Genomic DNA, 15342 nt, shown 5'->3' with positions numbered 1-15342 from the left:
CTGCGCTATATTGCGCATTGGGACTCATAAAAGCCAATGAAGGTGAAGTATTATTCGACGGCGTCCCATACAAAAAGCTTAATTCCCCAATAAAAACAGTCGGCAAAGTATTAGATTTAAAAGCTAATTATAGAAATACTAGTTCTATAAAAAGCTCACATTCGTTGCAAAATATTGTAAAATTCCAAAAAGTCGCGTATCAGAGATTATGGATATTGCCGGAATCAGCTCTATGCAAAATATGAAAATCAAAGAAATATCAACCGGCATGCGCAACCACAACATGCTAAGCCTACTACCGAGCTACCATTGCCTGATACTTCATATATTGGCTCATCCTCAATTTGCTAAAAAGAAACAAGATGATTAGGATTCTCAAGAAAATACACAATGAGCTTAGTGCCAGAATTAGTGCCATCTATTATTACTATGGCTGCTTGGGCTATCGCGTTATTTGCAGCTGGGTGCTCTATTTCTAGCAAGAAGAAGAATTAGAAATTAGTATCGGCAAATAGTTGCAACAAATAAGCCCCGCTCACTTGCTCAGTAATGATTGCAATTGAACAGGGCTTATTTTATTTATACTTACTATGTTTAAATATCGCGATGCTTTTCAATAACGTAGCCAATTGCGTACATGACTACAGCCCAAGCGAGAACTACCAAACCGGACTGCCACCATTCGAAAGCAACATTTACATTTGATGCGAATTTTCCGTTAGAGCTAGAAGAATCACCCAAGAACTGACTTACAGCTGTGGCTGGCAAAAGCTGAGTAAGCACTAAAGTCCATTTTGCAAAACCACTTGAAATCACAATAATGCTAAGAACAGTAGGCAAAATCATCACAGCTCCAATAACGCACATAATTCCGCCAGCAGTTGACTTGCAAATCATGCCGAAGCCGTACGCCATTGCTGCCACAACAACCATAATTACAGGAGATCCAAGGAACAGCATAAGAGGTAATTGCCATGTTCTACTTCCAGACAAGCCTGAGATATTCTCACCCATAAATGCTAATTCTGCAGCAACTAATGAAACTGCCATTGCAATAAGTTGTACCACAAAAACGTAGATTGCGATTGCAACAAACTTAGCGGTAAAGAACATACCCCTTCGAGGTACAGAAGTAAGCGAAGCTTGAATTGAAGTTGTGGAATGCTCAGCTGTTATAGCAAGCACTGCAAAAATCGCAATAACAATCAAAGATATAGAGGCAAAACTAATAACTAAGTTGAAAATACCTTCTTGAGAAGAAATAAGGCTGCTTTTATCGCTCGGCCCCATGGTGACTGCACCGCTTGATTTGCTAGCAGACGCACCCTGTTTAGTAAAGTCAACTTTAGATATTGCTTTTTGCACAATCGCGATAATAAAGCTGAAAACTACAGGCAAAACAATGGCCAATGCCATGCACCACCAAGTGGATGCAAGCCCACGCAACTTAACCATCTCAGATTTAAGAGAGTGCATAAATGTAAGACGTAGGTGCTGAGCGTTCATGCTTCTGCCGGTTTTGTAAGAGTTGCTTGTTGCTTGATCAACAGATTGATTAACAGATTGATTAATTTGCTCACTCATTTTGCGCTTCCTCCATCTGCATATTGCGTTCCAGTCGCAGCAGTAGCATTTGGCAATGCTTTTGTTACGTACTGCTCTTGACCGTGCGTAAGAGCCAAATATGCTTCCTCAAGCGATGCGTGCTCTTGATTTAGCTGGTAAACCATAATTTGATTATCTGCAATTTCGCGAGCAAGTTGATTAAGCTCGCAACCTGTTACCTTAAAAAGTTCGCCTTCTTGAGCGTCTTGAGGCGTGCGCTTATCAGGCAAAATCTTGCATTCGGGATGATTTTGTGTAAGCACTTGCTTTAGTTTTTCACCTTCTGGAGTTACAAGTCGCACAGCGTGCTGAGAATGTGCATTAACAAAATCTTGTACTGTTGTGCGCTCCAAAATTTCTCCGTGCGCAATAATCACAAGATTATCTGCAGTAAGAGCAACTTCGCTCATTAAGTGGGAACTAAGTAAAATTGCACGGCCTTCGCTTGCATAATACTTGCATAATTCGCGAACCCACTTAACACCTTCCGGATCCAAGCCGTTAACCGGTTCGTCAAGTATGAGATTGTGCGGATCTGCTAAAAGAGCCGCAGCAATGGAAAGACGCTGACCCATGCCAAGCGAGAATGAACCTGCCTTGCGATTTTTTACACTAGTCAAACCAGTAATATCAATGACTTCATCGACACGTTTCTTTGATATTCCGTGAGTTAAAGCCAATGAATACAGGTGATTGTAAGCCGTTCGACCTCTGTGAGCAGACTTTGCATCAAGAACCGCGCCAACTTCCGTCATTGGGGATGTGATTTTTGCGTAAGGTTTTCCGTCAATAAGAGAAGTGCCACTATTGGCGTGAATAAGATTTAACGCGCAACGCATGGTGGTAGATTTACCAGCGCCATTAGGACCTAAAAAGCCCGTGACTTTACCGTCTTCGGCGACGAAAGAAACGTCGTTAAGCACTGTTTTTGCGCCGAAACGCTTTGTAATATGTTGAAATTCTAACATAAATTAACAATATCACAAATAAAAAAAATACACATTAAATGTAAGCGTTTATAAGTACAAGCTGCTACGTTTTAACTAATATTGCTGATGAGATTCTGCTGACAAAATTCTGCTACCGAAATTCTAATTAATATTTTATTAAGATTCAGCAATTTGGTACTGCATGCTGAGCAATCCACGCGTGCATAGAAACAGCTGCAGCAGCTCCTGCATTTAGTGAGCGAACAGAGCCGAATTGCGAAATATAAACAACGTCATCCGCCATCTCTAGTGCTTTTTTAGAAAGACCTGGACCTTCTGCACCAAAAAGCATAAGACAACGTTTAGGGAACTTGTAGTTTTCCATAGCAACAGCACCTGGAATAATATCTAGCGCTATAACGCGAGCGTTTTTAGCGTCTTGTTCCTTAATATTTGCGATTTTTTCGGCTTCTTTATTGCCTTCTGCTTGTGCTTTAAGCAAAAATTGATGCGCTTCTTCTGCTTCTTTAAGCATATTTTCGCGCCAATTAGTTACTAGAGTTTCAATAGTTGGGCAGCACTCAACGTATTGGTATAGCTCAGTCATTAATGAGCCTTTACGATTCCATTTATGAGGCCCTACGATATACACTTTTTTCGCAGTAAACGCGTTCGCAGTGCGAACCATAGAGCCTATGTTGAAATCGTGAGTCCAATTTTCTACAGCTACTTCAAACTCATGACGGCCTTTAGAATCGAGATCCGCTTTTATGGCTTCTACTTTCCAGTATCTGTAGCGATCTAAGACGTTACGCTGGTCGCCTTCGTCTAGTAATTCAGTGCTAAACCGCGCATCATAATTTGGCGATTCTGGATTATCTGGACGAGGCTCACCTGGATGTTCTTCTTCCCATGGGCCAACTCCTATAGGTCGGAATTCTGGCTCATCGGAAGCTTTTGCAGCCAAAGTAATTGGATTCGGTTCGTGCATGCGTGAGTTTTGCTCCGTTTAATACTTTTGCTTAGTATTGCAGCTAGTCTTGGCAGCCGTCAGTTGCGCAATCACCTGTGCAACTTGACTTGCAATGGCCACCACAGCAGTTATCCTCGCAGCAAGGCTCAGTGCAACCATCATGAGCACAATCACCAGTGCACTCTACCTTGCAATGACCGCCACAGCAGTTATCTTCACAGCAAGGCTCAGTGCAACCATCATGAGCACAATCACCAGTGCACTCTACCTTGCAATGACCGCCACAGCAATTGTCGTTGCAGCAATCGTCGTGATCTGCATCTGCACGTAATTCTTCTTCATCGAAAGCTTGAACAAATGCCATTTTAGTACTCTCCTCACTTATTGGATTTACTAATTGAAGATGCCTTGTGCCTTGTTCGTCGGCGTCAACACCACCAATTAATGCAACTATAGCAAGAATTTGCGCGCCTTGCTGATGAACAATGCCAAAATCAAGACTTAATTCATTTCCGTGTCGTAAAGTCACAAGCGAAGAAGTTTGAACATACGATTTTTCAGAAAGCCAAGAGTCAAGCAACAGCACTCGCTTGCCTTTAACTGACGGGCCTTTTGTTGCAGGAAAAACAAAATCCATAACAAAGCCGTCGAGTGCAATTCCTTTACGTTCTGCAGCATGAATAAGCGCAAAAACCATCGGCACCGCAGCAGCAGTTAACGCGCCAACAGCGTCAACATCGCGTTCTAACGAATACCCAGCTTTCTCAATTGCGTCAAAAAGAACATCTCCAACCAGCTTAGAGCCACGCTGAGCAAATGTAACAGAAAACAGTTCACTAAATGGTTTCGCAATCATATCTGCACAAAGCATGCGTTTAAGCTCAGCGCGTTCCTCTTGTAATTCTGCCATTTTTGCACTCCTTAGCGTTAGAGTTCTTCAATTTTTGATGCTTTAATGTTTTTATGCTTAACGATCTTCTACTGATACTTCCGGAGCGCTCAGCTCTTTAACATCAGCTTTATCGGAATCTATAAGATCTATTGAAGCAATAACTTTACTTTGATCTAACTTCTGAAGTTTACGCGCTGTTACCAACACTCGCGACTCAAGCGAAGAAGCAAACTTATTGTAAGCTGCAACTGTTCTTGCCAAAGATACGCCAAGTTTTGAAGCATTTTCCCCAAGAACCGCAAAGCGATCATATAATTCTCGAGATAAATCGAAAAGTTCTTTTGCATCATCTGTAAGACTTTGCTGCTGCCATGCGTACGCAACAGACTTAAGCACGGCCCACAAAGTAACTGGTGAAGTGAGTGCTACTTTTTGCGCAAAAGCATCATCCATAAGCGTTGGATCCGCTTCAAGAGCCGCCTGAAGCAATGCTTCGTTTGGAATAAATGCAACTACAAAATCTGGTGCTGTTTCAAAAGCCTGCCAATACGCTTTAGCCCCTAATACTCTAACATGCTCTCGCAAAGCCTTAGCATGCGCTTTTAGAAGCTCGCTCCTTCTAGCTAATTCTTCGTCACTTGCGTTATCTGGGATTTCGCAAGCGCGCTGATAATCCGCATACGGAACTTTTGCATCAACTGGAATTGTTTTGCCTCCTGGCAGATGCACAACCATATCTGGCCTCTGCTGTTCGCCATTTACTCCAGTTACAACAACCTGCGTATCAAAATCAACATGCTCAAGCAAGCCTGCAGATTCAACAATATTCTTTAGTTGAGCCTCGCCCCAAGCTCCGCGAACCTTATTATTTCGCAATGCTGCAGAAAGCGAACTTGTTTCGCGGTCAAGCCTTGTTTGCTGCTCACTTAGGCCTTTAAGCTGAGTGCTTAGCACACCCATTTCTTGCTTACGCCCTTCTTCAATCTGCGAAACTTTATTCTTCAATGCTTCGAGATTGTCTTTTACTGGAGCAAGCGCTTCCAAAACTTTACCTTGCTCTTTCAAAGTTTTTTCACGATTTAACCGTTCGCGTTCTTCTCGCTCTGCGCGCAATTGTTCTTCGCGATTCACTCGCAATTGCTCTGCCTGCTGCGCCTTAGCAAGTTCTGCTTCAACAAACTTTAATCGCTCAGCAAGCTGCTCTGCTTGCGTGCGATAGCGTATAGCCTGATTGCCATTTTCTTGAGCTTGAGCGCGCGCTTGTTCATACTGCGAGCGCAATTCGTTAAATTCGCGCTGGTTTACGCCATTAGCGCCTTGCGTTCCAGAATTGTGCTTAACAATAGCCAGCACAACAATGGCGGTTATTACAACAGCAACCACCATTAAAACAAACATCACAATATTATCGAACATACGTTCTATTAAACACTATTGAGTTGACTTTTGAAATATAATTAAACACGTCTTTTAAGTACGTTCAAAATAAAGCAATCCACGTCCACACGTGCCGCTCCATAGGCAAACTGCAATTACAGTAAGAACAACAATGACGTATAACAATATGGATTGTCCAGGAATTACAGGCAAAGTTCCAGAAGGATACCATCGCAAAATCAATCCAATTTTACTTTGCAAACCTTGTGTGGCAATATTCATCACCGCTAAAAAGACACCAAATGCAAGGCCGTAAAACCTTCCAAAACAGGCTAATCCAATCATTATGAGCACAATATCAATCCAAGCATTACCTAAAATCATCTGCAATGTACTCAATAACTGCAAATCAATTATACGAACAATTAACACTGAAGCGCCAAATGAAACAAACAAACACAATAAAGCAGCACTCAATGCATATATTCGCAACCTTTTCATCACGAAACGTTCCCACGATACCATAATCGGAGCAAGACAAACGAATGCCGCGGCAATAAACCCAACTACAATAACTTCATACAGAGGAACAACAAAATTAACAACACTACTACCAGATTGACATTGAAACGTTATACCTTCTACCGCATTATGCACATTAGCAGAATCCGGCAAACAAATATAACCAACATAAACTGGCAACTGCGTTACAAATGATCTGAATATAACAAGCATTAAAGAGGGAAGGACTACGGACAATAAAATTGCAACGATTGCAACAATATAATGCCTACCTTCAAGCCAAGCGCGAAAATTATTTTTCATGCTTATCACCAAGTTCCGATAAGACTTGTTGTGGAGTTATGAGACATTGATTAAGTTCTTTAACATGATTTTTTACAAATTGTTTCAGCTTAGCATCATCAGCATTATTAATACTCATAGCCACTTTATCGTTTGCTTCACCTGTAATAAATCCATATGACCCATACACATCATTACTTATACGAGAAGGAAGCTGAGCAAGCAAAAATGCTGTAACAGAAGCGTTTGAATCAAGATTCTTTTTTACATATACTTCTTTCATAGCACTTGATGCACATTTTGCAGGCACAAATCTTTGTAACACTTCTTGAGCGATACCAGTCATATCACCATATTTCTCAGAACGCCTAACAAATGTATCTGTTTGTTGTTGAATAACAGTAGCTTTAAGATTACGTAACTTTATTAAACCACTATTAGTAAGATTCCAAGATTTTTCAGTATTTGTTGGAGTAAATGCATTTCCAAGCACAAGCACAATTCCTTTGCCTTGCGAATCTCTCTGATTCTTAGGAAACCAAGAAGCAACAGTTTTCAAATGTTTAACAGCACGAAGTTTACGAATATAAGCTTCTTCAGGATGTACACAAACAGAAAAAGCAGTATCTTTAAACGTCGTACACTGAGGCACAAAAGGTCCAGAGCGAATCCAAGGTTTTGGACCCCACATAGCTATACAACAAGCACATACTATTGGCATAATTAAAGAAATACTTATTGCTTTTATGCACCAATAAGATCCCTTTTGCCAAAAATATCTAATATGCGCGCAACAAAGAATGCATGAAACGATAACAACACACACAAAGAATATGCGCAAAGTCACCAACCATGGGTTCATACGCAAACCAGGCTCAGCACCAATACCAGCATCCGACACTGGAAGTATTGCATATAAACTACTACCCCAATATCTAGGAAAAATATCTCCCTGAGGTATGGTGCCATTATGCATTATAATGACACCATAAATACAGCACCAAATTATTGCAAAAGATAATAAAGCTGAGAATACAATTGCCCAACGATTGCCAATAATTACTCCTAAAGCAAAACCAATTGCAAAAAATGCACTTGGCGTCCTCCACATAATAGTGGAAAATACGGAAAATTTGTAATATTTACATCACTCTGAATTACTGTTGGCAATATACTTACGCAATATAACAAACTGCACAGTATAGCGCCTTTTAGTATAGGAATAGCGTAACGACTGGCTGATTTTCCTGCACACCACGCAGAATTAACCAAACATCTAGGCGAGCAAGCTTTACATGAACACCATGCGCCAAAAATGCAAGCAACAATATCAGACAAACAATGCATCCACGTGACATCAATTCTTAACCAAAGCGCATAATTATTATTATGCGCTAAAAAATTTGCCACACCCAAAAAAATAGGATATGCAATCAAAAATAAGCTAAAAATACAACTGCTTATTAGAGATAATGGGTACATAATACGTGAAATAATTGTGCACTTCTTATGACTTTTCGTAAAAAATCTGAATTCAGTTAAAAAGTTAGAATATTGACGCATATTTAATCACATCCCTACTTGCTACCACATTAACGAAATAAGAAACTATACATATCTAGTTACTGCTACTACTAATTTTTATGAAATTTAGATAGCAAATGCCTATACCCTGATTCCCATGGAGTTACCATAAGATCTTCACGATTAGCATATTGAAGAAGATTATCCATTTTCCCATCAAGCAATATAATTCCTTCATTAAGAACTATAACCCGATCCGCAATTACTGCTAAATCTTCTACTAAATGTGTACTGACAATAACAGTATGCTTTTGCGAATAAGACTTAAGAAAATTACGAATATCAATACGCTGCTCAGGATCTAAACCAACAGTAGGCTCATCAAGTATTAGTACTGCAGGCTGACTAGCAATCACACAAGCAATACCAGCACGCTGACGCTGACCTCCTGATATTTTTGCAACTATGCGATGTGCTTGTTTTTCCAAGCCAACCTGTTTGAGAGCATTCCAAGCAGCTTGATACGCAGCACTCCACGATAGACCTCGCGCCCATGCGGCATATTGAACATTTTTTAACACACTCGATGCATTCATAAGTTCAAATGATTGTGGCAAATAACCAATATTTGACCGAGCTTTAGCCCTTTCCGCACGATCAGTTACGTCAAAGCCATGAACAAAAAGTTTCCCACTAGAGGGAGCATAAATCGTCGCTATAACGTTAAGCAGAGTAGTTTTCCCAGCACCATTTGGCCCCAAAAGACCACATATGCCAAAAGATAAATCTATAGAAAGATTATGCAAAATTTGTTTTTTCCCATACGAAAAATTCACATTAACAAGTTGCACATCTGAGCACGTATATGATTCTTGCATATCTCACCACTTAATAACTAGACTACTTACCTACAACTTCGTATATTTTCTCTGTCTATTCCAACTACAGAACCACTCATCTGAGCATAAGCTGACATTGGCATAGCATAAGCAATAGTAGAACGCGCAACTATTGCAAATCCTTCCTTTGCGAACATATTCGTATCTCCATTTTCAATCTGCTTCATAACGTATTCAGCCTTGAATACATACACGCATTTTATAATAATTCAATATAAAAAAAATAGATTTTTACAAAAACCAATTAAAATTTTAAAAGATACGCATATTCGATAATGCCAATTATCAGCAATAACTCGAAAAATTAAGGGGGAATTCCACCTTTTTATTTCAAGTTCATTCTACAAATATTTTTTATTTAGATAAAAAAATAGCGTGCTGTCTACTGGGGAATAATCCAACAAACAGCACGCTTTGTTTTATTTGACTACATTATTTGACTACATTAAAGAATGCAGGCACTACGCAATCTTTAGGGTCACATGGTCGCTAGTATTCTCACAATCTGCAACTACGCGAGCGCCATCATGCACCTTTCCAGAAAGCAACAATCGCGCAAGCTGGTCGCCAATTTCCGTTTGAACCAATCTGCGCAAAGGACGAGCACCATAAACTGGATCGTAGCCATGCTCTGCAAGCCAAGCGCGAGCAGAGTCACTCACATCCAAGCTAATACGGCGGTCGCTCAAGCGCGCAGCCACTTGACGAACTTGAATATCCACAATTCCGCCAAGCTCTTCGCGGCTCAACGGATGGAACATAACAAGTTCATCCAAACGGTTGATGAACTCTGGCTTAAACTCAGCGTGAACAGCGTTCATAACAGCCTTGCGCTTAGCAGCATCGTCCAAGCCTTCTTGCACAAGGAATTGCGAACCCAAGTTTGATGTCATAATCAAAATCGTATTCGTAAAATCAACTGTTCTACCTTGTCCGTCAGTCAAACGACCATCGTCCAAAACCTGCAACAAAACGTCGAATACTTCTGGATGTGCCTTCTCAACTTCGTCAAAAAGCACTACAGAATACGGGCGCCTACGCACGGCTTCAGTAAGTTGGCCGCCTTCCTCGTAGCCAATGTAACCAGGAGCAGCACCGATTAGACGCGAAACGGAAGCCTTTTCCATGTACTCGCTCATATCAATGCGAACCATTGCACGCTCGTCGTCAAACAAAAAGTCAGCAAGAGCCTTCGCAAGCTCCGTCTTACCAACGCCAGTAGGACCCAAGAACAAGAAGGAACCAGTTGGGCGATTAGGGTCTGCAATTCCAGCGCGGCTTCTGCGCACAGCATCCGCTATAGCCTGAATTGCTTCACTTTGACCAACCACACGCTTAGAAAGCTCCTTTTCCATGTTGAGCAGCTTCTCATTTTCGCCTTGCATCAAGCGACCAACAGGAATGCCCGTCCATTCGCTAACGACTCCTGCAATAGAATCAGCATCAACCTGGTCTGGAACCATCGGCTCTTTCGCTTCACTCTTAGCATTAGCAGCCTCGGACTCCGCTTCTTCCAAAGCTTTTTGAATGCTTGGAATTTCGCCATACAAAATACGGCTTGCTTGTTCCAAATTGCCTTCACGCGTGAATTTGTCGGCCTCTACGCGCTTAGCGTCGAGTTGCGCTCGCAAATCACCAACCTTGTTATGACCAGCCTTTTCAGCATCCCAACGCGCTTTCAATCCAGTAAGCTTTTCACGCGAGTTAGCTAATTCTTCTTGCAACTTTTCTAAGCGTTCTTTAGCAGCAGCATCTTCCGCTTTCTTTAATTGCATTTCCTCCATTTCAAGACGCGTAACTTTGCGCTGCAATTCGTCGATTTCTTCTGGCTGAGAATCAAGCTCCATACGCAAGTGAGCTGCCGCTTCATCCACCAAATCAATCGCCTTATCTGGAAGCTGACGACCGGTAATATAGCGGTTTGAAAGCGTTGCTGCAGCTACGATTGCATCGTCACTAATCGTCACCTTGTGGTGTGCTTCGTAACGTTGCTTAAGTCCGCGCAAAATCGTCACAGTATCTTCAACAGACGGCTCGCCAACAAACACTTGCTGGAATCTGCGTTCAAGCGCAGAATCCTTTTCAATATGCTCACGATACTCGTTAAGCGTAGTCGCGCCAACCAAGCGCAGCTCACCGCGCGCAAGCATTGGCTTAAGCATATTGCCAGCATCCATTGAACCTTCTGCAGATCCCGCGCCAACAACAGTGTGAATTTCGTCAATAAACGTAATAATTTGACCGTCTGATTGTTGAATTTCCTTCAACACTGCCTTCAAGCGTTCCTCAAACTCGCCGCGATACTTCGAACCTGCAACCATCGAAGCCAAGTCAAGACTGATAAGACGCTTGTTTTGCAAAGTCATAGGCACATCCCCTGCAACGATTCGCTGAGCTAATCCTTCTACAACTGCCGTTTTACCAACGCCCGGCTCTCCAATTAGCACAGGATTGTTCTTCGTGCGGCGAGAAAGAATCTGAATCACGCGGCGAATTTCCTGGTCTCGTCCAATTACTGGGTCGAGCTTTCCTTCGCGAGCGCGCGCAGTCATATCAACAGAATACTTTTCGAGCGCTTTGTAGTTGCCTTCAGCATCCGGACTTGTCACTTTTGCGCCACCGCGCACAGTTGGCACAGCCTTACGCAACACGTCTGCGGAAACGTTGTGCTTTTTGAAAATATCCGCAACAGCGTTTGGTTCGCTAGCAACCATGCCAATAAGCATGTGCTCCGTAGAAACGTATTCGTCTCCCATTGCGCGCATCTCTTTTTCTGCCTGGCTTAGCGCAGCCAAAAGCTGACGACTTGCATCTGGCTTAGTTGTAGTTGAACCAGTAGATGAAGGCAATGCCACTAATGCATTACGAATTTCAGCACCGATTTGTTGCGCATCCGCCCCCGCCTGAGCAATAAGCGCGCGAACGACGCCCTGCTCTTGGCGAAGTAAAGCATCCGCCAAATGCAAAGTGTCAACTTGCGCATTGCCAGCAGCCGCTGCACTTTGCACAGCATCACTTAATGCGTCTTGCGCTAAGGTTGTAAACTTTTGTTCCATATCTACCTCATTTCCACGAAAGCTGTAGAAACCATTTCAGTTAAGTCAAATCGCTGCAACTTTTATTGCAATTTTTATTGCAACTTTCGTTGCAACTTCAAGCTTTTTGACAATACTTTCGAGTTCTAACGAGCTTTCACTTTCATGTATCTGATACGTATAACAGATTTTCCTATAACTTTATTCCTAAAACTTGAGTGTACTAGACTCAAGTTTTGAAATCAAGATTAAGGGCTATTTCCTAAAATCAATCACATGTTGCATATTTAAGGTGAAATTGCAATGTTTTACGAATATTTTATAGACTGACTTCTGCAAATAATCTACAATATAAATATATCGTCGGCGACATATTACAGGTAAAATTATCCACAATAACAATGAGGCTATTATGAATAAGAAACTTTTTAAAACAATTACAATTGCAGCTGTTTTATGCGTACTATGGCCTACATCTTCCGCTTTTGCCAAAGAATCATATGATGATAAATTATCAGATTTTGCAAATGCGTTACCCTATTACGTAAATAAAGAAAAGCTAGATAAAAGCGTGCAAGAAATAGCTCAATATCATCATTGGAGCAAAGAAAAAGCGCTCGATGCAGAAATGGAATTATTGCAAAATCCAAATATCAATAAATACCAACAAGATAAATCTTCCAGCCAAACAACTATAGCGCTACCAAACGCTCAACATCGTGGTGATTTTTATTTCACTCCTGCAGGACTACATGGTCACACAGGCATTTACTCGCAAAAAATAAAATTGTTGAGGCAGTAGGATCAGGAGAAGTAGCTAGAGAAAAACTAGCTTTCAAGACTCTTGTAGCTCCAGGAGCAATAATACGTTCTGTTAATACATCTAATGCCAATAGAGCAAAAGCTACAGATCGAGCTCGAACTTATATCGGTCGTGGATATAATGATGCTTTCTGGCAACCGAATAAAAACGACTGGGGAGGACTACATTGCGCGCAATTAGTCTGGGCTTCTTATAAATATGGCGCTGGAATAGACATTGACGATGGCAACGATGAACTCGTCTGGCCTTGGGATCTTGAAAAAACAACAAAAGCCACAACATACAGAAAGCTTTGATGACAAGATGAAACAATTAAGCAAGAAGATAATTATTGTTTTACTATGCTTTTCTGCCGCCGTCATCGCATCAGCTATATTGTTTCTACTGTTTTGGCAGCAGATGCCTACACAAATTAGTTATAAACAAGCAAATCTTTCACATGCCGTTGGCGCTGTGGCAATAGGTGACATGACTGCCGGCAAAGAGAAGAAGCGAGATGGATTCATCGTATTACTCAACAACGATGGAACTTCTCAAACTATTACCACTTATGCCATTGAATCTCCTAGCATATTATGGAACACTGATGGTTTGTATTTCGTAGACGCTAAATTTGATTATTTCCTTGCCCAAAAAAGTAACATGCGTATTGCAATTAAACATCACAAAAAATTACCTGCTGCACAAGCTGGAATTTTTGAAAATAATCAGCACGAAGTTATTAGTGTTCTTGACCACGGTTTTACTCGCACTAGGAAAAATCAACTCGAATTCAATAGTATTACCCTTGGCAAACCGCGACATACAGATATTATGCAATCACGTATATATGATGTATCGAGCGCTTGCGAGAGTGGCACGTACACCATTAGCCCCAGCGACAATGGAACTAATAGTTTTAATGGAACAAATGGATTCGTAATAAAAAAACTCCAAGATTCAATACCCATAAAACATATACTCAAAAATTCTGAAACGACGGTACATAGTTTTTCTACGATAGGAAACGACACAGCTCCTTGCATTCGCAACACCATCATTTCGATTGGAGACACAACGGAATATAAAAAAGACAATCCTGAATTCACTTTCACCACGTACGGTATTAATCGGTGGAATACGCAATCAGGAAAATTCGATTTTATACCGCTAACCTTGCAAAATAAGCGCATAGCCTATAACTATGGGGAAAAACACGATTTTGAAAATATTTCATATGGGAATAGGACAATGCTAAATGATCGCGAGCTCTTAGCACTCGACCAAGGCACAGGCGTGCTGTATAAAATTAATACAATTACTGGGAAAACGCAAATTACATTTACCATCCCAGTAAATACTTCAAGCAAGTTCAATCCAAAAAGATATTGGATGCAAACCACTAAAAATGCTATAGCAATTTTAGATAACGCAAATGGAGAAAAGACACCACAATCTACATTGTATTTTCTTAACAAAAAGAATTTTAAACTACAACAAACCGTGCATTTTGATAACACAACAAGTAATCTTCTTGCTGGGAAAGTAGATGGATGTCATTTCAGCGATTTTGCAATTAATCCACAAATGTAGACGATTTGCTAAATTACAGTTTATGGAAAAACTTAGGGGTGTCTTACAAATAAGACACCCTTTCCTTTAACTCTTATTCACTTACAACAACGTTTCGCAAAGAGCCAATGCCATCTACGTGCACGATAGCTTCGTCACCCGCGCGTAAAGTCCCAGCCGGGTATGGAGTTCCTGTCAAAATCACATCTCCCGGAAGAAGCGTTGAGAAGCTTGAAATCGCAGCAATTTGCTCAGGAATACTGTGAATAAGTCGAGCTGTGGTGCCACTCGCTTCTGGCACATTTTCACCATTAAGCGTAAATGAAATATGTGCATCGCGCCAATTTAGCTCGGTTGTAATCCAAGGTCCAAGCGGGCAAGAAGTGTCGAAACCTTTTGCGCGCGTCCACATTGGGTCGCTTCCTGCGCAATCTCGTAAAGTTACGTCGTTTACGCATGTAAAGCCAAAAACGTAATTCATTGCAGTATCTGCCGTCACATTTTTGGCGATTTTGCCCATAACAACTGCCACTTCTGGCTCAAAATTCATGTCGTTTGAGCAAGTAGGAATAACAATCGGATCGTCAGGTCCTATTACAGAAGTGCTCGGCTTTGTAAAAATCACCATATCTGCAGCAGTATGTGAAGAAGCCGCAGAAGAAGTAGCGCGCTCATCGTCGGAACGTGTATCGTAATTTTTTGCCAAGCCGTAAACTTTCGAAGGAATTACAGGTACAAGCAAGCGCACGCCATCCGCATCCAACGCGTAACGTTTACCAGTTGGTTTAACTCCTTGCGAGCTTAAAGGATGACCTTCAAGCGCTACTAAATAATCTTTACCGTCGGCTTTGTCTTTTTGAACGAAAGCGTATTGCGGAACTTCATTATATGAAAAACGTGCAATTCTCATAGTTCAAGATTACGCAGCAC

13 protein-coding genes are annotated in these 15342 nt (G+C 41.3%); 2 read left to right on the top strand and 11 right to left on the bottom strand.

Going from position 1 to position 15342, the window contains the following annotated elements; all coding sequences use genetic code 11:
* Positions 1-594 precede the first annotated feature (594 nt).
* From K9E37_RS03635 to clpB, 10 genes are all read right to left on the bottom strand, one after another.
* Positions 595-1584, bottom strand: a complete 990-nt coding sequence (locus K9E37_RS03635) for an ABC transporter permease subunit (RefSeq protein ID WP_076002565.1) — start codon at positions 1582-1584, stop codon at positions 595-597.
* Positions 1581-2573, bottom strand: a complete 993-nt coding sequence (locus tag K9E37_RS03630; RefSeq protein WP_004110073.1) for an ATP-binding cassette domain-containing protein — start codon at positions 2571-2573, stop codon at positions 1581-1583. Before K9E37_RS03630 ends, K9E37_RS03635 begins: the two co-directional genes overlap by 4 nt.
* A gap of 145 nt (positions 2574-2718) precedes the next feature.
* A complete protein-coding gene (locus tag K9E37_RS03625; RefSeq protein WP_076002563.1) occupies positions 2719-3525 on the bottom strand; it encodes a TrmH family RNA methyltransferase in 807 nt (268 codons plus the stop codon).
* Positions 3526-3568: 43 nt separating this feature from the next.
* Positions 3569-4417, bottom strand: coding sequence for a type I phosphoribosyltransferase (locus K9E37_RS03620; protein WP_248893053.1), 849 nt, complete (start codon positions 4415-4417; stop codon positions 3569-3571).
* 57 nt (positions 4418-4474) lie between these two features.
* Positions 4475-5815, bottom strand: coding sequence for a DNA recombination protein RmuC (locus K9E37_RS03615; protein ID WP_004105862.1), 1341 nt, complete (start codon positions 5813-5815; stop codon positions 4475-4477).
* A 54-nt stretch (positions 5816-5869) separates the two neighbouring features.
* A complete protein-coding gene (locus tag K9E37_RS03610) occupies positions 5870-6601 on the bottom strand; it encodes a hypothetical protein (RefSeq protein WP_248893051.1) in 732 nt (243 codons plus the stop codon).
* The gene (locus tag K9E37_RS03605; protein WP_248893049.1) at positions 6591-7556 is read right to left on the bottom strand and encodes a hypothetical protein; all 966 of its coding nucleotides are present in this window, start codon (positions 7554-7556) and stop codon (positions 6591-6593) included. The genes K9E37_RS03610 and K9E37_RS03605 overlap by 11 nt, the downstream gene beginning before the upstream one ends.
* Positions 7557-8214: 658 nt before the next feature.
* The gene (locus tag K9E37_RS03600; RefSeq protein ID WP_004136514.1) at positions 8215-8982 is read right to left on the bottom strand and encodes an ABC transporter ATP-binding protein; all 768 of its coding nucleotides are present in this window, start codon (positions 8980-8982) and stop codon (positions 8215-8217) included.
* Between the two features lie 26 nt (positions 8983-9008).
* Positions 9009-9170, bottom strand: coding sequence for a hypothetical protein (locus tag K9E37_RS03595; protein WP_004136515.1), 162 nt, complete (start codon positions 9168-9170; stop codon positions 9009-9011).
* A 294-nt stretch (positions 9171-9464) separates the two neighbouring features.
* The gene (gene clpB, locus K9E37_RS03590) at positions 9465-12059 is read right to left on the bottom strand and encodes an ATP-dependent chaperone ClpB (RefSeq protein WP_116994957.1); all 2595 of its coding nucleotides are present in this window, start codon (positions 12057-12059) and stop codon (positions 9465-9467) included.
* 391 nt (positions 12060-12450) lie between these two features.
* On the opposite strand from clpB, the gene K9E37_RS03585 reads away from it, so the two are divergent.
* Together K9E37_RS03585 and K9E37_RS03580 are read left to right on the top strand one after the other, a co-directional pair.
* A complete protein-coding gene (locus K9E37_RS03585; RefSeq protein WP_248893047.1) occupies positions 12451-12840 on the top strand; it encodes a hypothetical protein in 390 nt (129 codons plus the stop codon).
* Positions 12841-13083: 243 nt separating this feature from the next.
* Positions 13084-14433: a hypothetical protein gene (locus K9E37_RS03580; protein ID WP_248893045.1), complete on the top strand. Its 1350-nt coding sequence runs from the start codon at positions 13084-13086 to the stop codon at positions 14431-14433.
* Between the two features lie 73 nt (positions 14434-14506).
* Here K9E37_RS03580 and K9E37_RS03575 read toward each other — a convergent pair whose 3' ends face one another.
* Entirely contained in the window at positions 14507-15322 is an 816-nt protein-coding gene (locus K9E37_RS03575) for a fumarylacetoacetate hydrolase family protein (protein WP_004110082.1), read from the bottom strand.
* Positions 15323-15342 lie beyond the last annotated feature (20 nt).

Origin of the sequence: Gardnerella swidsinskii (assembly GCF_023277705.1) — a bacterium.
GTDB classification, from domain to species: domain Bacteria; phylum Actinomycetota; class Actinomycetes; order Actinomycetales; family Bifidobacteriaceae; genus Bifidobacterium; species Bifidobacterium swidsinskii.
This window is presented reverse-complemented; position numbering and strand designations above follow the sequence as displayed.

Excerpts from the sequence above, each read along its gene's own strand:
- K9E37_RS03615 (WP_004105862.1), bottom strand. The coding sequence starts at position 5,815 with ATGTTCGATAATATTGTGATGTTTGTTTTAATGGTGGTTGCTGTTGTA.
- K9E37_RS03620 (WP_248893053.1), bottom strand. The coding sequence starts at position 4,417 with ATGGCAGAATTACAAGAGGAACGCGCTGAGCTTAAACGCATGCTTTGT.
- K9E37_RS03605 (WP_248893049.1), bottom strand. The coding sequence starts at position 7,556 with ATGCATAATGGCACCATACCTCAGGGAGATATTTTTCCTAGATATTGG.
- K9E37_RS03595 (WP_004136515.1), bottom strand. The coding sequence starts at position 9,170 with ATGAAGCAGATTGAAAATGGAGATACGAATATGTTCGCAAAGGAAGGA.
- K9E37_RS03625 (WP_076002563.1), bottom strand. The coding sequence starts at position 3,525 with ATGCACGAACCGAATCCAATTACTTTGGCTGCAAAAGCTTCCGATGAG.
- K9E37_RS03600 (WP_004136514.1), bottom strand. The coding sequence starts at position 8,982 with ATGCAAGAATCATATACGTGCTCAGATGTGCAACTTGTTAATGTGAAT.
- K9E37_RS03580 (WP_248893045.1), top strand. The coding sequence starts at position 13,084 with ATGGCAACGATGAACTCGTCTGGCCTTGGGATCTTGAAAAAACAACAA.
- clpB (WP_116994957.1), bottom strand. The coding sequence starts at position 12,059 with ATGGAACAAAAGTTTACAACCTTAGCGCAAGACGCATTAAGTGATGCT.
- K9E37_RS03585 (WP_248893047.1), top strand. The coding sequence starts at position 12,451 with ATGAATAAGAAACTTTTTAAAACAATTACAATTGCAGCTGTTTTATGC.
- K9E37_RS03575 (WP_004110082.1), bottom strand. The coding sequence starts at position 15,322 with ATGAGAATTGCACGTTTTTCATATAATGAAGTTCCGCAATACGCTTTC.
- K9E37_RS03610 (WP_248893051.1), bottom strand. The coding sequence starts at position 6,601 with ATGAAAAATAATTTTCGCGCTTGGCTTGAAGGTAGGCATTATATTGTT.
- K9E37_RS03630 (WP_004110073.1), bottom strand. The coding sequence starts at position 2,573 with ATGTTAGAATTTCAACATATTACAAAGCGTTTCGGCGCAAAAACAGTG.
- K9E37_RS03635 (WP_076002565.1), bottom strand. The coding sequence starts at position 1,584 with ATGAGTGAGCAAATTAATCAATCTGTTAATCAATCTGTTGATCAAGCA.